The organism is Mycobacterium sherrisii (assembly GCF_002102355.1).
Taxonomy (GTDB): Bacteria; Actinomycetota; Actinomycetes; order Mycobacteriales; family Mycobacteriaceae; genus Mycobacterium; species Mycobacterium sherrisii.
Window position 1 is genome coordinate 1 of sequence record NZ_LQPT01000065.1, and the last position, 19907, is coordinate 19907.

The 19907-nt window shown below is 68.9% G+C and carries 17 protein-coding genes and 2 pseudogenes; 14 read left to right on the forward strand and 5 right to left on the reverse strand.

Features of this window, described 5'->3' with window-relative positions; translation table 11 throughout:
- The 3 genes and pseudogenes from AWC25_RS10110 to AWC25_RS10120 form a co-directional block, all read left to right on the forward strand.
- Positions 1-449: pseudogene (locus tag AWC25_RS10110) on the forward strand (integrase core domain-containing protein); the annotation flags it as partial.
- Between the two features lie 44 nt (positions 450-493).
- Positions 494-2020, forward strand: a complete 1527-nt coding sequence (gene miaB / locus AWC25_RS10115) for a tRNA (N6-isopentenyl adenosine(37)-C2)-methylthiotransferase MiaB (protein ID WP_069401517.1) — start codon at positions 494-496, stop codon at positions 2018-2020.
- Positions 2017-2628 (forward strand): Rv2732c family membrane protein, encoded by a 612-nt coding sequence (locus AWC25_RS10120; protein WP_069401518.1) that lies wholly within the window; start codon positions 2017-2019, stop codon positions 2626-2628. Before miaB ends, AWC25_RS10120 begins: the two co-directional genes overlap by 4 nt.
- Here AWC25_RS10120 and AWC25_RS10125 read toward each other — a convergent pair.
- Positions 2625-3959 (reverse strand): DUF349 domain-containing protein, encoded by a 1335-nt coding sequence (locus tag AWC25_RS10125; protein WP_084229445.1) that lies wholly within the window; start codon positions 3957-3959, stop codon positions 2625-2627. The genes AWC25_RS10120 and AWC25_RS10125 overlap by 4 nt on opposite strands.
- A 253-nt stretch (positions 3960-4212) precedes the next feature.
- Here AWC25_RS10125 and AWC25_RS10130 point away from each other — a divergent pair, with 253 nt between their 5' ends.
- From AWC25_RS10130 to AWC25_RS10165, 8 genes are all read left to right on the forward strand, one after another.
- Positions 4213-5115 carry a DMT family transporter gene (locus tag AWC25_RS10130; protein ID WP_085166732.1) on the forward strand — a complete coding sequence of 301 codons (903 nt, stop codon included), beginning with the start codon at positions 4213-4215 and terminating at the stop codon, positions 5113-5115.
- Positions 5116-5472: 357 nt separating this feature from the next.
- Positions 5473-6408: a DMT family transporter gene (locus tag AWC25_RS10135; RefSeq protein WP_069401521.1), complete on the forward strand. Its 936-nt coding sequence runs from the start codon at positions 5473-5475 to the stop codon at positions 6406-6408.
- A gap of 63 nt (positions 6409-6471) precedes the next feature.
- A complete protein-coding gene (locus tag AWC25_RS10140; protein WP_069401522.1) occupies positions 6472-7167 on the forward strand; it encodes a class III extradiol ring-cleavage dioxygenase family protein in 696 nt (231 codons plus the stop codon).
- Between the two features lie 7 nt (positions 7168-7174).
- Entirely contained in the window at positions 7175-8104 is a 930-nt protein-coding gene (miaA, locus tag AWC25_RS10145; RefSeq protein WP_069401577.1) for a tRNA (adenosine(37)-N6)-dimethylallyltransferase MiaA, read from the forward strand.
- A 15-nt stretch (positions 8105-8119) separates the two neighbouring features.
- Positions 8120-8986, forward strand: a complete 867-nt coding sequence (gene dapF / locus AWC25_RS10150) for a diaminopimelate epimerase (protein ID WP_085166733.1) — start codon at positions 8120-8122, stop codon at positions 8984-8986.
- A gap of 46 nt (positions 8987-9032) precedes the next feature.
- Positions 9033-10466 (forward strand): GTPase HflX, encoded by a 1434-nt coding sequence (gene hflX, locus AWC25_RS10155; RefSeq protein WP_069401524.1) that lies wholly within the window; start codon positions 9033-9035, stop codon positions 10464-10466.
- 73 nt (positions 10467-10539) lie between these two features.
- The gene (locus AWC25_RS10160) at positions 10540-11700 is read left to right on the forward strand and encodes an acyl-CoA dehydrogenase family protein (protein ID WP_069401525.1); all 1161 of its coding nucleotides are present in this window, start codon (positions 10540-10542) and stop codon (positions 11698-11700) included.
- A 460-nt stretch (positions 11701-12160) separates the two neighbouring features.
- Entirely contained in the window at positions 12161-14380 is a 2220-nt protein-coding gene (locus tag AWC25_RS10165; protein ID WP_372513606.1) for an LGFP repeat-containing protein, read from the forward strand.
- 30 nt (positions 14381-14410) lie between these two features.
- Here AWC25_RS10165 and lexA read toward each other — a convergent pair whose 3' ends face one another.
- Positions 14411-15109, reverse strand: coding sequence for a transcriptional repressor LexA (gene lexA / locus AWC25_RS10170; RefSeq protein ID WP_069401527.1), 699 nt, complete (start codon positions 15107-15109; stop codon positions 14411-14413).
- A 292-nt stretch (positions 15110-15401) separates the two neighbouring features.
- On the opposite strand from lexA, the gene AWC25_RS10175 reads away from it, so the two are divergent.
- The 3 genes from AWC25_RS10175 to AWC25_RS10185 all read left to right on the forward strand — a co-directional run bounded on the left by AWC25_RS10175 (position 15402) and on the right by AWC25_RS10185 (position 17009).
- Positions 15402-15896 carry a LysM peptidoglycan-binding domain-containing protein gene (locus AWC25_RS10175; protein WP_069401528.1) on the forward strand — a complete coding sequence of 165 codons (495 nt, stop codon included), beginning with the start codon at positions 15402-15404 and terminating at the stop codon, positions 15894-15896.
- 161 nt (positions 15897-16057) lie between these two features.
- Positions 16058-16522 carry a transcriptional regulator NrdR gene (nrdR, locus tag AWC25_RS10180; RefSeq protein ID WP_069401529.1) on the forward strand — a complete coding sequence of 155 codons (465 nt, stop codon included), beginning with the start codon at positions 16058-16060 and terminating at the stop codon, positions 16520-16522.
- Between the two features lie 4 nt (positions 16523-16526).
- Positions 16527-17009 carry a peroxynitrite isomerase gene (locus AWC25_RS10185; RefSeq protein ID WP_069401530.1) on the forward strand — a complete coding sequence of 161 codons (483 nt, stop codon included), beginning with the start codon at positions 16527-16529 and terminating at the stop codon, positions 17007-17009.
- On the opposite strand, the pseudogene AWC25_RS10190 reads toward AWC25_RS10185, so the two are convergent.
- The 3 genes and pseudogenes from AWC25_RS10190 to AWC25_RS10200 all read right to left on the reverse strand — a co-directional run bounded on the left by AWC25_RS10190 (position 17006) and on the right by AWC25_RS10200 (position 19765).
- Positions 17006-17687: pseudogene (locus AWC25_RS10190) on the reverse strand (PhzF family phenazine biosynthesis protein). The gene AWC25_RS10185 and the pseudogene AWC25_RS10190 overlap by 4 nt on opposite strands.
- Positions 17688-17720: 33 nt before the next feature.
- Complete coding sequence (locus AWC25_RS10195; protein ID WP_069401532.1) at positions 17721-18752, reverse strand: alpha/beta fold hydrolase; 1032 nt, start codon at positions 18750-18752, stop codon at positions 17721-17723.
- Between the two features lie 41 nt (positions 18753-18793).
- Positions 18794-19765 (reverse strand): proteasome assembly chaperone family protein, encoded by a 972-nt coding sequence (locus tag AWC25_RS10200; protein ID WP_069401533.1) that lies wholly within the window; start codon positions 19763-19765, stop codon positions 18794-18796.
- Positions 19766-19907: the final 142 nt, after the last annotated feature.

Consider the following 19907-nt stretch of genomic DNA (forward strand, 5'->3'; position numbering starts at 1 on the left):
GTGTACCTGCATTCGGCCGTCGACGGGTTCTCCCGACTGTCCTACACCGAAGCCCTTGACAACGAAAAAGCCGTCACGCAATCGGATTCATGCACCGCGCCCAGGTATGGTTCGCCGTCCATGGCATCGACCGCATCCAGCGGATCGTCACCGACAACGGCGCCTGCTACCGGGCCAAAGACTTCGCCCACGTGCTCCACGGCGCACGCCACCAATTCATCACGCCCTACACCCCGCGCCGCAACGGCAAAGTCGAGCGCTACAACCGCATCCTGGCCGAAGAGTTCCTCTACGCCAGGACATGGACCTCAGAAACCCAACGCGCCGAAGCACTCAAAGTCTGGAACATCCACTTCAACTACCATCGACCACACTCTGCCGCCGCAGGCCAGCCACCAGCATCACGACTCGCCACCGGCGTCACCAATGTCATGGCCTCATACATCTAGCTGCGGGTTAATCCGCGGGGCACCGGTCGCCGTACCATGGCCCCGTGACTTCGACAGTGGCGCCCGACGCCGCGGGCCAAGGCGGGCCCGCGACGGGATCGGTGCGCACCTATCAGGTCCGCACCTACGGCTGCCAGATGAACGTTCACGACTCCGAGCGACTGGCCGGACTGCTCGAGGCGGCCGGCTACCGGCGCGCCACCGAGGGGACCGACGCCGACGTGGTGGTCTTCAACACCTGCGCCGTGCGGGAAAACGCCGACAACAAGCTGTACGGCAACCTCAGCCACCTGGCGCCGCGCAAACGGGGCAACCCCGACATGCAGATCGCGGTCGGTGGGTGTCTGGCGCAAAAGGACCGAGACGCGTTGCTGCGCAAAGCACCCTGGGTCGACGTCGTGTTCGGCACACACAACATCGGGTCGCTGCCCACGCTGCTGGCCCGGGCCCGGCACAACCGGGTTGCGCAGGTGGAAATCCTCGAGTCGCTGCAGCAATTCCCGTCATCACTGCCCAGCGCCCGCGAATCCGCTTACGCGGCTTGGGTTTCCATCTCGGTTGGCTGCAACAACAGCTGCACGTTCTGCATCGTCCCGTCGCTGCGCGGCAAGGAAGTCGACCGCAGTCCGGCCGACATCCTCGCCGAGGTGCGCTCGCTGGTGGACGACGGCGTGCTGGAAGTCACGTTGCTGGGCCAGAACGTCAACGCCTACGGCGTCTCCTTCGCCGATCCCGCGCTACCCCGCAACCGCGGCGCCTTCGCCGAATTGCTGCGCGCCTGCGGCCGCATCGACGGGCTGGAACGCGTCCGGTTCACCTCGCCACACCCGGCCGAATTCACCGACGACGTGATCGAGGCGATGGCGCAGACGCCGAACGTGTGCCCCGCCCTGCACATGCCACTGCAGTCGGGTTCGGACCGGATGCTGCGCGCGATGCGGCGCTCCTACCGTGCCGAGCGGTACCTCGGCATCATCGACCGGGTTCGGGCCGCGATGCCACACGCGGCCATCACCACCGACCTCATCGTCGGCTTTCCGGGTGAGACCGAGGAAGATTTCGCGGCCACGCTCGACGTGGTGCGGGCGGCCCGGTTCGCCGCGGCGTTCACCTTCCAGTACTCCAAACGTCCCGGCACGCCGGCCGCCGAACTCGATGGCCAGGTGCCCAAAACCGTTGTGCAGGAACGGTACGAACGCTTGATCGAGGTGCAGGAGCAGATCTCGCTGGAGGGTAACCGCGAGCTGATCGGCCAGACCGTCGAGTTGCTGGTCGCCACCGGCGAGGGACGCAAGGACGCGCGCACGGCTCGCATGACCGGCCGGGCGCGTGACGGCCGGCTGGTGCATTTCGCCGCGGACCCGTCGGTGCGGCCGGGTGACGTCATCACCACGACCGTCACCGAAGCCGCACCGCACCACCTGATCGCCGACGCGGGTGTCCTGACCCACCGTCGCACCAGGGCCGGTGACGCTCACGCCGCCGGGCAGCGCCCGCGCAGTATCGGCTTGGGCATGCCCGGTGTCGGGCCGGCCGCCACACCAGTAGAACCCATGGGGTGTTCCCGATGACAAAGAAGCACACCGACTTGGACGCCCTGCGCGCCGAGATCGAGGCCGCGGAGCGCCGCGTCGCCCGCGAATTCGACCCAGGCGCAAGGGCATTGGTCGTCGCGATTTTGGTGTTGGTGCTGCTGGGTTCGTTCATCTTGCCGCACACCGGTTCGGTGCGGGGCTGGGACGTGCTGTTCACCGGCCACGGCGCCCAGGCGGCCGCGTTGTCGCTGCCGTCGAAGGTCTTCTGTTGGCTGGCATTGGTTTTCGGCGTCGGCTTCTCGATGCTGGCGTTGTTGACCCGGCGCTGGGCGTTGGCCTGGATCGCGCTGGCCGGCTCGTCGCTGGCCAGCGGAACCGGACTGCTGGCGGTCTGGTCGCGCCAGACCGTCGCCACTGGTCACCCGGGACCGGGGGTGGGGCTGTTCGTCGCCTGGATCGCCGTGATCCTGCTGACCTTCCACTGGGCCCGCGTTGTGTGGTCGCGCACGATCGTGCAACTCGCGGCCGAGCAGGAGCGTCGCCGCGTCATCGCCGAGCAACAGTCCCGCACCCTGCTGGACACCCTCGGCGACCAGGACGGCTCGAGAGGTTCGGCGCCGCCGGATCGACCCGACGCCCGTTAGGACTTGCGGGTCAGCGCCTGGGCGGCCGCTCGCGCCCACTGCCGCCATTGCTCGGCGTTGGCCTGGGCCTGCTGCGCTTCCTTGGTCCGGCCGGCCGCGGCCGCCTTGCGGGCCTGCTGCTCGTAGTGCTCGGCGCGGGCGGCGAACTGTTCGGCCCGGGCCTGCGCCTCGGGGTCTGACCACGACGCGTCGCCGGCCTCGCGTACCTTCCTCTCGATCGCGCGCAGCCGCCGCTCCAAGTCGGCGGAACGTTCCCGGGGGACCTTGCCGATCGCATCCCATTTGTCGGCGATCGCCCGCAGCGCGGCCCGAGCGGCGTCCTGGTTGCTGGTGTCGATCTTCTCGGCCTCGGCCAGCAGCGCCTCTTTGGCGGCGGCGTTCGCCTGCAACTCGGCATCCTTTTCCGCCGTCGCGGCATTGCGCGCGCTGAAAAACGCGTCCTGGGCGGCCTTAAACCGCCGCCACAGGGCATCGTCGACCTCGCGGCTGGCCCGTCCCGCCGCCTTCCACTCGGTCAGCAGTTTGCGGAATTCCGCGCTCGTGCCGGTCCAATCCGTCGAGTCCGACATCTCCTCGGCGCGCTCGCAAAGCCGTTCCTTGGCCTGCCGCACGCCGGCGCGCTCGCGGTCCAGCTCGGCGAAATGCGACCCGCGCCGTCGATTGAACGCCTCCCGCGCGGCCGAGTAGCGCTTCCACAACGCGTCGTCGACCTTGCGGTCCAGGCCGGTGATCGTCTTCCACTCGTCGAGAATCTCGCGCAGCCGATCGCCGGCGACCTTCCAGTGCGTCGAGTTGGCGGCCAGATCCTCGGCCTCGGCGACCAGCGCCTCCTTCCGCGCGGTTTGCGCGGCGCGATGCTCGTCGCGCCGGGTCCGCTCGGCCGCGACCGTGGCCTCGGCGCGTTCCACCAGAGTGGCCAGCCGCCCGGCCAGGGCGTCGATGTCACCCAGCACGGAAGCGGTCGGCAGCGTTTCGGCCAGCGCGGCGGCATTGGTCTTGATCTTGCGGGCGTCACCGCTGCCCGACGCCAGGCGCTCCTCCATCAGCGTGACTTCGGTATTCAGGTCGTCGAACCGCCGACCGAAGTGGGCATACGCCGCCTCGGCATCGCCGGCTTGCCAGGACCCGATGACGCGTTCGCCGGCCGAGCTGATCAACCAGACGGTGCCGTCGGGATCGACGCGCCCGAACCGGTGCGGATCGCTGGATGGGGGCAACACCACGGCGTGCGCGCTGGGTCGCGGTGTGGGTCCGGGACGAGGACCCGGACGCGGTCCGGGTCTGGGTGTGGGCTTGGGAGCATCGCTGGTACGGGGCTCGTCGTCGGTCATTTGCTCGTCACCTACCCTTCGCGCGGTCGTTGTCCCGCGCACCTGCCGCGCGTAGCGGCACCCATACGGCCGGGAGAGCTGCTGCGGGTCTGCCGCGTCGACAGCTGCTCCGTCACCGATTCCACCAGTATTCAAGCAGCTTGGCGGGCCGAGCGCCGCAATCTTATGATCGCCGCTCGGGTAGCAACCCGCGAAACGGTGAGACGATCCGGCCGGTCGAGCGCGCACCGGCCCCGACTTCGGAGAGAACTGGATGGACACGGGGGACGTCGCCGCGGTGCTCGCGCTGAGTTCGGCGTTGTGTGTCGCGATCGGCGACGCGCTTCAGCAACGCGCGACCCACCGGCTCACCGATCCCTCGCTCGGTGGCCGACGGTTGTTGGCGAGGTTGGCCCGCAACCGGCGCTGGCGCTGGGGCGTCCTGATCCTGCTGGTCAGCATCGGGCTGCAGGCCGCCGCGCTGAACCACGGCTCGGTGCTGCTGGTGCAGGCGTTGCTGGTGCTTTCGCTGCTGTTCGCACTGCCGATCGGGGCACGGTTGGCGGACCGTTCGGTGAGCGGGCGGGAGTGGATCTGGGGCCTGGTGCTGACCGCCGCGGTGACCGTGATCGTCACCGTCGGCAACCCGCAGGCCGGCCACGCGTACGCGTCCGGGAAGACGTGGGCGTTGATCGCGGCGGTGCTTGGGCCGTTGCTGGCGGCGGCGGTCCTGACCGCCCGCATCGTGGGCGGCACGCTGGCCGCGGTGCTGTTCGCCTTCGTTTCGGGTTCGCTGTGGGGGGTCTTCGCGGTGCTCACCAAGGGCGTCGTGCACCGGCTGAGCGAAGGCGGCTGGGGGGTGTTCGCCAGCGCCGAACTGTACGCGTGGCTGGCCGTCGCGCTGGGGGGATTCGGATGGGAGCAATCGGCGTTCCGGGCGGGCGCGCTGACGGCCTCCATGCCGACGCTGCAGGTGTCTCAGCCGGTCGTGGCGGCTTTGCTGAGTGTTGTCGCCCTCGGCGAGACGCTGAACACCGGCCGCGGCGGGATGATCGCGCTGGCGGTGGCGGCCCTGGTGGTGGCGGTGGCCACTGCCGAGCTCGCCCGGGTGGACGCGGTCGCGACGGGGCGACGCGTCGAGGCGGCACTCGGCGATGCCGTCGCACCGCCCCCCTAGCAAAGCTGGGGTCACAGTTCGGTTCCACCGTTGCTGAGGCCGTATTGCAGACTCGGCCCGCGGGGGTAGGGTGGTCGAGACTAATGATGCGGTTGAGGCTGGAGGGGCCTAACGGGTTCGAGCCGACGACGACGGGGTCGGTGCCGGGGAAGCGCCCGGCGGGGCTTCTGTGACACCATGGGATGCGAGTTTCGACGGTCCTATCGGATGTCACCGACCCGCCATAGCCGCAACACAGGCTCTACATAGGTCCGTGAACTAACTATTGCGCAGGGCCGTTTCCGGCGAGTGGCGCCGGGTGTGATTGCCCGGCGCGGGTCAGGGCCAACGTGCTGCGCCGGGGGAGGGGATCGCGAGATGAACAAGACGGATGTCGCGGTTGTCCTGGCCCTGCTCGCCGCGTTCGCGTCGGCGCTGGGCAATGTCGTACGTCAGCGTTCCGCCCAGGAAATCACGGACAAGCCGGTCGGTCATCTCGAGCTGTTTCGGATGTCGGTCCGTGACGCCAAGTGGTGGCTGGGCGCGGGCGGAGCCGTTGCGAATTACGCGCTGCAGGCCGCCGCCTTGACCCTGGGCTCGGTGATGCTGGTCACCGCGTTGCAAGTCACGGCGTTGCTGTTCGCGCTGCCGATCTATGCGCGCATGACCCGGCGGCCGGTCAGCCGCTGGGAGTGGACCTGGGCTCTGCTGCTGGCCGCCGCGCTGGCGGTGGTGGTCACCGTCGGCGACCCGGATGCCGGGGCATCGCGCGGCTCCTGGCAGACGTGGCTGGTGGTGGCCCTGGTGATGGGCCCGGCCATGGTGTTCTGCGTGGTCGGCGCCCGGGTCTGGTCCGGGCCGGTGGCCGCGGTGCTGCTGGCCATCGTCGCCGGCTCGTCGCTGGCACTGTTCGCGGTGCTCACCAAGGCGGTCGTGGAGGTTGTCCGGGACGGTGTCGGTGCGTTGCTGGCGGCGCCCGAGTTCTACGCCTGGATCGCCGCCGCACTGGCCGGGATGATCTTCCAGCAGTCCTCCTTCCGGGCGGGGTCGCTGACCGCGTCCCTGCCGACGTCCGTCGTCGCCAAGCCGGTCGTCGGCTCGATCCTCGGAGTGGCCGTGCTCGGTGAGTACCTGGACTGCGACGGCCCGGCCAAGCTGGTGCTGGCCGCTGGCGTGGTGGTGGTCGTCATCGCCACCGTGGCGCTGGCCCGCGGTGAGGCCGCGACCATGTCGACCAAGGCCGCGGAGCGGCTAGCGAAAAAGGCGTTGAAGAAGTCCGCGGAAATGCGCCTGGCCGAGGCGGAGTGCCGCTGACCTTCAGCCGCCGGGACCCGCTGGTCGGCTCGTGGCCTGTCGGTCGTCGGTTAGTTTGGTGACGTGCTGAGCGCCATCGCGATCGTCCCGTGCCCGCCGGTGCTGGTGCCCGAGCTCTCCGGTGCGGCGGCCGGCGAGATCGCCGATCTGACCACCGCGGCGCTGGCCGCCGCGGCGCTGCTGCCGCCGCGGTGGATGGTCATCGGAACCGGCGGCGCGGACGCCGTGATGGGACCCGAGTGCGTCGGCACCTTTGCCGGGTACGGCGCCGACGTCCGGGTCCGGCTGGCGCCCCGGGCCGGCGAGGCGGCCGAGCCGCCGGCGGACCTGCCGATCTGTGCGCTGATCGCCGGCTGGCTGCGCGGGCAGGCCCGGCCCGAGGCCAGCGCGCAGGTGCGCATCTACCGCGCCGATCACGACGCTTCGACCGCGCTGACGCTGGGACGGCAGCTGCGCGCCGAGCTCGACCGACTGCCCGACCCGGTCGGCGTGCTGGTCGCCGCGGACGGCGCGAACACGCTGACCCCCAGCGCGCCCGGCGGGTACGACCCCGGCAGCGTGGCGGTGCAGCGGGCGCTGGACGATGCCCTGGCGAACGGGGATATCGGGGCGCTGACGCGGCTGCCGGCGGGGATCCTCGGCCGGGTCGCCTTTGGGGTGCTGGCCGGGCTGGCCGCGCCCGGCCCGCATTCGGCCAAGGAGCTCTATCGCGGAGCGCCCTACGGCGTGGGGTACTTCGCGGGGGGCTGGCAGCTCTGAGGTGGCCGTGCGACCACTGGCGATCATCGGCCCCACCGGAACCGGCAAGTCGCAACTGGCCCTCGACGTCGCCGAGCGACTCGGCGCCGAGATCGTCAACGCCGACGCCATGCAGCTCTACCAAGGCATGGACATCGGGACCGCGAAGCTGCCCGCCGACGAGCGCCGCGGCATCCCGCACCACCAACTCGACGTCTTGCACGTCACCCAGACCGCGACCGTCGCGCGCTATCAGCGGGCCGCCGCGACGGACATCGAGGCGATCGCGGCCCGCGGCGCGGTGCCGATCATCGTCGGCGGGTCAATGCTCTACGTGCAATCGCTGCTGGACGACTGGTCGTTCCCGGCGACCGATCCGGCGGTACGGGCGCGCTGGGAGCAGCGGCTCGCCGAGGTCGGGGTGGGCGAGCTGCACGCCGAGCTGGCCCGCCGCGACCCCGCCGCCGCCGCGGCGATCCTGCCCACCGACGGCCGCCGCACGGTCCGCGCCCTCGAGGTCGTCGAGCTGACCGGACAGCCGTTCGCCGCCTCCGCGCCGCGCATCGGCACTCCGCGCTGGGGCACCGAGATCGTCGGATTGGATTGTGACACAACGATTCTCGATGAACGCCTGGCCCGTCGCACCGACACCATGTTTGCCCGCGGCCTGGTCGACGAGGTGCGCACCCTGGTGGCCGAAGGCCTGCGCGACGGGGTCACCGCCTCGCGCGCGCTCGGCTACGCCCAGGTGCTGGCCGCGCTCGACGCGGCCGACCCCGACGCCGTGCGGGACGCGCGCGAGCTGACCTACATCGGCACCCGGCGCTATGTGCGTCGGCAGCGATCGTGGTTTCGCCGCGACCACCGAGTGCATTGGATCGACGCCGGCGCCGCGACCGAATCCGACCGCGCCCGGGTCGTCGCGGACACCTTGCGGGCCTGGCGGCACGTAACCTGAACGGGTGATCCGCCCATGATTTTCGGTAAAGGGCACGGCACCGAAAACGACTTCGTCCTGCTGCCCGACCTCGACGCCGCGCTGCCGCTGACGCCGCAGCGGGTGGCCGCGCTGTGCGACCGGCGCCGGGGCCTGGGCGCCGACGGGGTACTGCGGATCACCACCGCGAGTGCCGCGGTGGCCGTCGGCGTGCTCGACCGGCTGCCCGACGGCGTCGACGGGGGCGACTGGTACATGGACTACCGCAATGCCGACGGCTCGGTCGCGCAGATGTGCGGCAACGGGGTCCGGGTGTTCGCGCACTACCTGCGCGCCAGCGGCCTGGAATCCCGCGACGAGTTCGTGGTCGGCTCGATGGCCGGACCGCGGACGGTCACCCTGCACCACACCGATGCCACCAACGCCGACGTCACCGTCGACATGGGCAAGGCCAACCGGCTGGGCAGCGGCGAGGCGGTGGTGGGCGGCCGGCGGCTGCGCGGACTGGCGATCGACGTCGGCAACCCCCACCTGGCGTGCGTCGACCCGCAGCTGTCCGACGCCGAGCTGGCGGTACTGGACGTCGCGGCGCCGGTGCAGTTCGATCGTGCGCAATTCCCGGACGGGGTCAACGTCGAAGTGCTCACCGCGGCCGTCGACGGGGCGGTTCGGATCCGCGTCCACGAACGCGGGGTTGGTGAAACCCGGTCCTGCGGAACGGGAACGGTCGCGGCGGCGGTGGCCGCACTGGCCGACGCCGGGGCCGACACCGGCACGTTGACGGTCCGGGTGCCCGGCGGGGACGTGACGGTCACCATCACCGACGCCACCAGCTATCTGCGCGGGCCGTCGGTGCTGGTGGCCCGCGGCGAGCTGAGCGAGCCGTGGTGGCGCGCCCAATAATTCGGATGCACGTCACGGATCTGGCGTGCACTATTGCAAGTTGGCTATGACATACCCAGAAACCTCCGACAACCGTCCGCCGGTTGACCACTCGGAACCCAGCGTCGGTGAACTCGCGCTCGAAGACCGATCGGCATTGCGCCGCGTCGCGGGGCTGTCGACCGAGCTCGCCGACATCTCCGAGGTCGAATACCGCCAGCTGCGGCTGGAACGCGTCGTGCTGGTCGGCGTGTGGACCGAGGGCAGCGCGGCGGACAATCATGCCAGCCTGGCCGAGCTCGCCGCGCTGGCCGAAACCGCCGGCTCCCAGGTGCTGGAGGGCCTGATCCAGCGGCGCGACAAGCCCGACCCGGCGACCTACATCGGTTCGGGCAAGGCGCAGGAGCTACGCGAGGTGGTGGTGGCCACCGGCGCCGACACCGTCATCTGCGACGGCGAACTGTCCCCGGCGCAGCTCACCGCGCTGGAAAGGGCCGTCAAGGTGAAGGTCATCGACCGCACCGCGCTGATTCTGGACATCTTCGCCCAGCACGCCACCAGCCGGGAGGGCAAGGCGCAGGTGTCGCTGGCGCAGATGGAGTACATGCTGCCGCGGCTGCGCGGCTGGGGCGAGTCGATGTCCCGACAGGCCGGCGGCCGCGCCGGCGGCAGCGGCGGCGGTGTGGGTTTGCGCGGTCCCGGTGAGACCAAGATCGAGACCGACCGGCGGCGCATTCGCGAGCGGATGTCCAAGCTGCGTCGCGAGATCAAGGACATGAAGCAGGCCCGCGACACCCAGCGCAGCCGCCGGCTGCACGCCGCCTTGCCGTCCATCGCGATCGTCGGCTACACCAACGCCGGCAAGTCGAGCGTGCTCAACGCGCTGACCGGGGCCGGGGTGCTGGTGCAAGACGCGTTGTTCGCCACGCTGGAACCCACCACGCGACGTGCCGAATTCGAGGACGGGCGGCCGTTCGTGCTCACCGACACCGTGGGATTCGTCCGGCATCTGCCCACCCAGCTGGTCGAGGCGTTCCGTTCGACATTGGAGGAGGTCGTCGACGCCGACCTGCTGGTGCACGTCGTGGATGGCTCCGACGTCAATCCGGTGGCCCAGATCAACGCGGTGCGCCAGGTGATCTCCGAGGTCATCTCCGATCACCAGGGCGATCCGCCGCCCGAGCTGCTGGTGGTGAACAAGGTCGACGCGGCCAGCGATCTGACCCTGGCCCAGCTGCGGCACGGGTTGCCGGGCGCGGTCTTCGTCTCCGCGCGCACCGGCGAGGGTATCGACGCGCTGCGCCGGCGCATGGCCGAGCTGGCCGCCCCCGCCGACACCGCCGTCGACGTCGTCATCCCCTACGACCGCGGCGACCTGGTCTCCCGCGTGCACGCCGACGGCCGCGTCCATCAGGCCGAACACTGCCCGGAGGGGACGCGGATCAAGGCCCGGGTCCCGGTCGCGCTGGCCGCGAGCCTGCGGCAATTCGCGGCGGACTAACGCGGGGCCACCGCCGACCAACCGTCTGGTTGGTATATGTTGGGCGGCAGGATCCACGTCGCCGGAGGTAGTCATGAGCAGTGCCATCAGGTACCAGCGCACCCTGTTCGAGCCCGAGCACGAATTGTTCCGCGAGTCCTACCGGGCATTCCTCGAGCGCCACGTCGCGCCGCACCACGACGAGTGGGAGAAGGCGAAGATCGTCGACCGCGGCGTGTGGCTGGAGGCCGGCAAGCAGGGTTTCCTCGGCATGGCGGTGCCCGAAGAGTATGGCGGCGGCGGCAATCCCGACTTCCGGTACAACACCATCATCACCGAGGAAACCACCTTCGGCCGGTATAGCGGCATCGGCTTCGGGCTGCACAACGACATCGTCGCGCCGTACCTGCTGGAGCTGGCCAATGACGAGCAGAAGCAGCGGTGGTTGCCCAAGTTCTGCACCGGAGAACTGATCACCGCGATCGCGATGACCGAGCCGGGCACCGGAAGCGACTTGCAGGGCATCAAGACTCGCGCGGTCAAGCAGGGCGATCACTACGTGCTCAACGGCGCAAAGACGTTCATCACCAACGGCATCAACTCCGACCTGGTGATCGTGGTGGCCCAGACCGACCCGGACAAGGGCTCGCAGGGCTTTTCGCTGCTGGTCGTCGAGCGCGGCATGGAAGGCTTTGAGCGCGGCCGGCATTTGGACAAGATCGGACTGGATGCCCAGGACACCGCGGAGCTGTCCTTCACCGACGTCCAGGTTCCGGTGGAGAACCTGCTCGGGGAGGAGGGCAAGGGCTTCATCTACCTGATGCAGAACTTGCCGCAGGAGCGCATCTCGATCGCCGTGATGGCGGCCGCCGCCATGGAGCAAGTCCTCAACCAGACCGTGCAATACACCAAGGAGCGCAAGGCCTTTGGCAAGCCCATCGGCAGCTTCCAGAACAGCCGTTTCGTGCTGGCCGAGCTCGCGACGGAGGCCACCGTGGTGCGGATCATGGTCGACGAGTTCCTGCGCTTGCATCTGGACAAGAAGTTGACGGCCGAGCAAGCGGCGATGGCCAAGTGGTACTCCACCGAAAAGCAGGTGCATCTGATCGACCGGTGCCTGCAGCTGCACGGTGGTTACGGGTACATGCGCGAATACCCGGTCGCGCGTTCCTATCTGGACGCCCGGGTGCAGACGATTTACGGCGGCACCACCGAGATCATGAAAGAAATCATCGGCCGCGGCCTCGGCGTTTAGCGCGCCGATCGGCACCGCGCCAATCGGCGCCGGCGGTGGCCAACCAATTCCGCTGCCCCGCAACAACCGTCGCTTTCGACGCGAGGTTTGTGACACGAGCGGCGCACAAATGCCGGCTTACCCTGCGGCGGCGCGGGTGTGCGGCAAAATGATCGGTGCCCATGAATTGCTGCCACGAGCGAGTTCAGCGTCGGCGAGCCGTTCGCCTCGGACACGATCTGCGCGTGGATGGCTGGTCGCGACACGGTCGTGCGCCCGCATCATTTCGACATCAAAGCGGTATCCGTTTTCGTAATATTCGCGAATTGCCTTCGTATTTCTTGTTCGCTAGAGCAAAGTTGTGCGAGCCCGGCGATAATACGAACCCTGGTGGGATTCGTGACCCGCGTTCGGGCTATGCCCGCGCGCAGGGTACGGGCAGCGCCATGCGTAAGGGCATATCCGCCGGCTGGGAGGCTTGGTGAACGGAGGAGGAGGTCAATTGCGCAGGCTCGCCGGGCGGGCACTGATCAGCGTGGCGACCACAGCGTTGGCCGTCGTGCTGCTCGCACCCACCGCCGCAGCGTCCCCGATCGGCGACGCCGAAGCCGCCATCATGGCCGCATGGGACAAGGCCGGCGGCGACACCTCACCGCTGGGCGCTCGTAAGGGAGACGTTTATCCCGTCGCCGACGGCTTCGCGTGCGACTTCGACGGCGGCAAAATGTTCTTTACCACGGCGACCGGCGCGAAATTCGTGTACGGCCCCATCCTGGAAAAATACGACATGCTGGGCGGCCCGGCGGGCAGCGATTTGGGCTTCCCGACGATCAACGAAGTGCCCGGCCTGGCGGGACCCGACAGCCGGGTGGTGACCTTCTCGGCCAGCGACAAGCCGGTGATTTTCTGGACGCCCGATCACGGCGCGTTCGTGGTGCGCGGGGCCCTGAACGCGGCGTGGGACAAGCTGGGCAGCTCGGGCGGTGTGCTCGGCCCGCCGGTCGGCGACGAGACCTACGACGGCGAGGTGTCCTCGCAGAAGTTCGCCGCCGGCCAGATCTCCTGGAATCGCAAGACCAAGGAATTCGCCACGGAGCCAGCGGGATTGGCCGACCAGTTGAAGGGCCTGCAGGTGGCGATCGACCCCACCGCGGCGATCAACATGGCCTGGCGCGCGGCCGGCGGCGCGGGCGGTCCGCTGGGTGCCAAGCAGGGCGGCCAATACCCTATCGGCGGCGATGGCATCGTCCAGAACTTCGCCGGGGGCAAGGTGTTCTTCACCCCGGCGACCGGTGCGAACGCCGTCGAGAGCAACATCCTGGCGAAGTATGAGTCGCTCGGCGGGCCGGTCAGCAGCGACCTGGGTTTCCCGATCGCCAACGAGTCCGATGGCGGCGTCGGGCCGAACAGCCGCATCGTCACGTTCTCGGCGGCCGACAAGCCGGTGATCTTCTGGACCTCCGACCACGGCGCGTTCGTCGTGCGCGGCGCGATGAAGGCCGCCTGGGACAAGCTGCGCGGCCCGACCGGCAAGCTGGGCGCGCCGGTGGCCGATCAGACCGTCGACGGCGACGTGATCTCGCAGAAGTTCACCGGCGGCAAAATCTCGTGGAACCGCGCGAAGAACACCTTTTCCACCGACCCGGCCAACCTGGCGCCGCTGTTGTCCGGCCTGCAGGTGTCCGGTCAGAACCAGCCGAGCAGCTCGGCGGCGCCGCCGCACGCCAAGAATTGGTACACCTTCAACTGGTGGTACCTGCTGGCGCTGGTTCCGCTACTGGTCATGGTGCTGTTGGCGGTGTTCATGGCGCTGCGGTGGCGTCGCAACCGCGCCGAACGCGAGGTCGCTCCCCCCGGCTTCGGCCGCGACGCCGATGTCGGCGGCTACGACGACGTGGGCGAGTCGCCCTGGGGATCGGATTACCGGTCCGAATACGCCGACGCGACGACCGAATACTTGTCTTACGGCGACGCTCACCCGCAGGGCACCGACGGCGACGACGCACCGCGGGTTCGGTGGCCGCACTCACCCGAAACGGCCGAACCGGACGAGAGCGGTGTGGCTGCCGAGGGTGAGTGGGCGGGGTCAGGCTCCGACGAGCGCGACCCCGACACGGTCGACACCGATTCCATCCCGAAGGTGTCGACGCAGGACCTGCGTGAGGCCGGCTACGACGACGATTCCCCGGACGTCGCGGTTGTTGCGGAGGATTCCTACCCGGACGGCACCGGCACCGAGTATCTCGACGTCGCCGATCCCGACGCCGTTGCCGAGACCGATTATCCGGCGGTCGCCGACCAGGACTATCCGGACCCGGGCTATCTGGTTGCCGAGGAGGAAGTGGCGGAGCCCGAGTATCCCGATGTCGCGGTGCCGCACACGCCTCCGGATGTGCAGGGCGCGGACGGTGCTGCGGCAGCCGTGTCCGGCCTGGCCGCCGCGGCGGCGCCCAGAAGCGGGCGGCACGCGGCCGACGACGACGACGACTTCGCGCAGGTCCTGGGGCCGGCCGGGCGGCCCACCATCCACATGCCGCTCGACGACCCCTACGAAATGCCCGACGGTTACCCCATCAAGGCCAGCACTCGCTTCGGGCTGTACTACACGCCGGACAGCGAACTCTATCGAGACACCCTTGCCGAAATCTGGCTGTCCAGCGAGGAGGCCGCGCTGGTCAACGGGTTCACGAAAGCCGACTAGCGAGCCGGACCGGCGGGCGCGGGGGCGTCGCTACACCTTGCGGATCACCGTGACGACCTTGCCGAGCACGGTCGCATCGTTGCCGGGGATGGGATCGAATGCCGGGTTGTGCGGCATCAGCCACACCTGACCGTTGGCCCGCTTGAACGTCTTGACGGTGGCTTCCCCGTCGAGCATGGCGGCGACGATGTCGCCGTTGTCGGCGACGTTTTGCTGGCGCACCACCACCCAGTCGCCGTCGCAGATCGCGGCCTCGACCATCGAGTCGCCGACCACCTTGAGCAGAAACAGCGTGCCCTCGCCGACCAGCTCGCGGGGGAGTGGGAACACGTCTTCGACGGCCTCTTCGGCCAGGATCGGTCCACCGGCCGCGATCCGCCCGAGCACGGGCACGAACGTCGGTTCCGGCAACGTGTCGGAGCCGGCGACCTCGGTGACCGGCGCGGCCGCGCCGTCGTCGGCGCCGCGCACGTCGACCGCGCGCGGGCGGTTGGGGTCGCGACGCAGATAGCCCTTGCGTTCCAGGGTGCGCAGCTGGTGCGCCACCGACGAGGTCGAGGTCAGGCCAACGGCGTCACCGATCTCCCTGATGCTTGGCGGGTAGCCGCGGCTGGTCACCGATTCCCGGATGACGTTGAGGATGGTGCGCTGCCGCTGGGTAAGCGATGAATCCACGGGATGCAACCGATCGTCGGGCCCGACGGCGGCGGGGTCGTTGCTGTCGCTCATGGGACGAATGTAGCCGCCCGGCGGTCGATAATCAAACATGTGTTCGACTGGCGTGTCGAGGCGGGCGGTCCGCGGAATAAACGGCACCACCTCGCGAATAACAATGGTGTAACTCTCGACCGGATGGGGTATTTGAGGCTCATGTCAGTGGTAGCGGCCAGCGGAAGTTGTCGGTGGCGTGCTCTAGCGTTTTGCTCGTGCGACACGCTTCGCTCAAATGTTCGGATTTCGAACACACGAGCGATAGTGTCGAACACACGAGCGAGGACATAGTCGACCGGAGGAACGCAACATGACGCTCATGCACACAGTCACACCGCGCACCGGCGGCGTCCGGCGCCCCGCTGACGGCCTCGTCGCACGTCCTCGCTACGACCATGAACGCGCGCTGCGGCCCCGCCGGTCCACGCCGGCACGCCCGGCCGGCACGCCGATGCGCTACCGCGGCACCGGCGTAGCGATGTCCGTGGCGCCGCACCGGCCGCGGCCGGTCACCGTGCAGGCGACCCTGGGCCTGGCGCTGATGGCCGGGATCATCACCCTCTGGCTGGGACTGATGGCGAACCTCGGGCAGATCGCCAACGGGGAACCCGCCAGCGCCGCCGCGCCCGTGCCGGATCGGCTGTCGGTGGTACAGGTCGAGCCGGGTGAGTCCCTGCAGGATGTCGCACATCGGGTGGCGCCGGCCGCCCCGGCGGCCCAGGTTGCCGACCGTATCCGCGAACTCAACAACCTCAGCTCCCCGGCGCTGGCCGCCGGCCAGACGCTGATCGCGCCCGTCGGCTGACGGTCTGAGCAAATGTCTTGGGCGCCAGTGGTATTGGGCTCACGACGGGCCGCGTAACGCCAGTCCGTGGCTGCGATGGCCGCTCGGCAGCGTACGCGGGTACGCTCGGAGTGTTCTTGGAGTGTTCCCGGAGACGCCGGTACAGCGAAGGAGCGGCGGCCATGCACTGTCCGTTCTGCCGCCATCCCGACTCGCGGGTGATCGATTCGCGCGAAACCGATGAAGGCCAGGCAATTCGGCGGCGCCGATCATGCCCGGAGTGTGGGCGCCGATTCACCACCGTGGAAACCGCCGTGCTGGCCGTGGTCAAACGCAGCGGCGTCACCGAACCATTCAGCCGCGAAAAGGTCATCCGGGGGGTTCGCCGCGCATGCCAGGGCCGCCAGGTCGACGAGGACGCCCTGAACCTGCTGGCCCAACAGGTCGAGGACACCGTGCGTGCCGCGGGCTCACCCGAGGTCCCCAGCCATGAGGTCGGCCTGGCGATCCTGGGGCCGTTGCGCGACCTGGACGAGGTGGCGTACCTGCGCTTCGCGTCGGTGTACCGGTCCTTCTCCTCGGCCGAGGATTTCGAACGCGAGATCGCGTCGCTGCGCCAGCACCGCAGGGTATCGACACCCGGCTGACCTTATGGCCGACCTGCATCCGAACCTCGAGGCGCTCGCGCCGCTACTGGGCACCTGGGCGGGCCGTGGCGCGGGTGAATACCCGACAATTGCGCCCTTCGAGTACCTCGAAGAGGTGGTGTTCTCCCACGTGGGCAAGCCATTTTTGGTCTACGCGCAAAAGACCAAGGCGGTGTCCGACGGCGCGCCGCTGCATGCCGAAGCCGGCTATCTGCGGGTGCCCGAACCGGGATGCCTCGAGCTGGTGCTGGCCCACCCCAGCGGCATCACCGAGATCGAGGTGGGCTCCTACCGGGTGCGCGACGGCGTCATCGACCTCGAGCTGGCCACCACGTCGGTCGGGCTGAGCCCGACCGCCAAAGAAGTTTCCGCGCTAGGGCGTTCCTTCCGCATCGACGGCGACGAGCTGTCGTACTCGGTGCGGATGGGCGCGGTCGGCCAGCCCCTGCAGCATCACCTCGCCGCGCTCCTGTTTCGCCAGCCCTAGAGGTGCCTTACGCCGTCGGCGACGACCCGCCCACCCACGCGGACCCAGCCCTCGGGACTCCAGGTCGTTTCCAGCATCGAGCCCTGGCCCTGAACGATGCTCAGGTCGCGGCTGAGGTGGTCGGTGATGCGCATCGCCGCGGAGCCGGTCGCCTCGTCTTCGGGGACGCCGAGGTGCGCCGCGAACATGCGCGAGCGCAGCGCCGGCGCGGCGGTCCAGCCACGCCCACAGATAATGCGGGGTGTCGTCGGCGTATTCGCCAGGGTCCTGCGCGAGAAGCTCGTCGACGGAGTCGAATTCGTGCAGGGCGAATTCCGGTGCCCATTCCGAGCGGCCGCTGACGGCCACCCGGTCGGTCTCGCCATGCACCTGCACGATGCCGGCCGGGACAGCCAGGGTGTTGATCGGCGTGCCGTTCGCCCGCAGCAACCACGCCGCGCCGACGCAAGGGTGCCCGGCGAAGGATATTTCGGTGCGCGGGGTATAGATCGCCGCGCGTGCGGTCGTCGAGCCGCCGGTCGGCAGATCGACGAATACCGTTTCGCTGTACCCTAATTCGCTTGCCACCCGCTGACGATCCGCGGGCGCCACCTGGCCGGCGTCCACCACGCCGAGCGGATTGCCGAATCTGCCGTCTTGGTCGGTGAAGACGCGCAACACCGTGACGTCGATGCCCATGACCCGACTGTACGACCGGGGCCGGGGCGCAGATCAGGTGGCGCTACGCTCGTCGGAACCTATCGCGTTGAGCACCGCGACGCGGGTGTCATCCGAGCCGGTGACCGCGCGTTGAGCGCTGCCCGCGCGCAGCAGGGCGCGAAGCGCCTCCTGGTCGTATGCCGCCGGCGCGGTGGTGTCGATGAACCGCTGGACGACTTCGATGAAGCGCGCGGGGTCGTCGTGGAAGGGGAAGTGGCCCGAACCCTCGAAGATCTCCAGGCGGGAGCCGGGCATCGCGGCGTGCGCCATCCACGCATGCCGGACCGGGACCACCACGTCCTTGGTGCCCCAGATGATTTGCGCCGGAATGGCTTCGGCCAAATAACATCGATCTAGGAAGGTGACAATCTGGCCGCGCCAGTCCACCACGGCGCGCAGTGTGCGGCTGAACGCTGAGGAGGCCGTCGGTTCCGGCAGGTCATCGAGGATGCGCAGCACGTTCGGCAGGTCCATGCCCAGCCCGGTTGACCCGATCGCCAGGCCCGCCAGCCGGCCCGCGAGCTGCACCGCCGGCAGCACCAGGGGCAACCGCAGCAGTGCCAGCGCTTCGCTGCCCATCGGCAGCGAAGCCAACCGGAACGCGACGTTGACGTCCTTGGTGACACCGCCGGCGGCGACCAGGATCAACCGCTCGACCAGATGCGGGAACTGGTAGGCGAACTGCATCGCCACCCCACCCCCCAGAGAATGGCCGATGATGGTCACCCGCTCGATGTCGAGCACCGACAGCAGATCCCGCATGCCGTTGGCATAGCCGGCTACCGAATAGTCCGCGCGCGGCTTGTCCGACCGGCCATGCCCGAGCAGATCCGGGGCGATCACCGTGAAGCGCTGAGCGAGCTTGGCCTGCACCGTGTTCCACGTCGTCGAGTTGTCGCCGATGCCGTGAATCAACAGGATGGCCGGCCCGGAGCCGGCAATCCGGAACGCGCGCTTGTACCCGTGGATGGTGCGGAATTCCAGACGGGGGGCGGTGATTTCCCGCACCGGGCGCAGGTTGCTCTTGCGCTTTCGCTCGGTCATCTGGCCACCCTTGTTGTCTGCGCCGGCTGGGGCGTTGGCGGTTAAGCCGGGTCGCCGTCGTCGCGCTTCTTTTCCGCCTGCTGGGCCAGAAAACGCTCGAACTCGGCGCCTAGCTCGTCGCCGCTCGGGAGGTCCTCGTCATGGGTGAGTAACGACCTGTTTTCCTGAGCGTCGATGAAGGCATCGTACTGGCGCTCGAGTGCGGCCACCACTTGAGCGACCTCGGCGCTCGCCTCCACCTGCTCGTCGATTTTGGCCCGGATTTCCGCCGCCGCCTCGGTCAATGCCGACAGCGGCAAATCCAGCGCCGCGGTCTTGGCCACCTGCTCGAGCAGCGCCTGCGCGGCGGCGGGGTAGTCGGTCTGGGTCAGGTAGTGCGGCACGTGGACGGTGAAACCGACCACCTCGTGCCCGTGCTGGGCCATCCGGTACTCGAGCAAGTTCGATGCGCTACCGGGGACCTGAATCTCGGAGATCCAGGGCTGGAAATCGGCGATCAGGTCGCGGTTGTTGGAGTGCGCGGTCAGTGTGATCGGGCGGGTGTGCGGCACCGCCATCGGCACCGTGCCCAGCCCGATCGTCTGGCGCACTCCCAGCCGCTCGGCCAACAGGCGCACCGCGGTGATGAAGCGCTCCCACTTCAGGTCGGGCTCCATGCCGGCCAGCAGCAGGAACGGGGTGCCGACGCTGTCACGCAGCGCATACAGGCTCAGCTCCGGGTCGTCGTAGTTGGTGAAATGGTCGGTTTTGAACGTCATCAGCGGGCGCCGGGAGCGGTAGTCCAGCAGTTCGTCGATCGCGAACGACGCGACCAGCTCGGTGTCCAGGGCCCCCCTGAGGTGGTTCGTGGCCAGCCGTATCGCGTGGCCGGCATCGGAGAAGCCTTCCAGCGCGTGGACCAGCACCGGCCCACGGCCGTCCGAGGTCACCAGTTGGGGTGCCGGAAATTCCAGCTCGTAGATGCCGGGTTGCCCTGGCTCGTAATACAGGTCGTCCTTGTGTTCGTCGGCCACCGGGTTCGCCTCCTCTCACCGAGTTCTCCAGGGTGCCCTAACAAGTGTCCTCCGAATCGGTCGGCACCCCTATCCGAAACGGGTTGACGCACGAACGTAATCCGGGCGGAACGTTGCCGTACACACCGGATCTGCCAGCAAA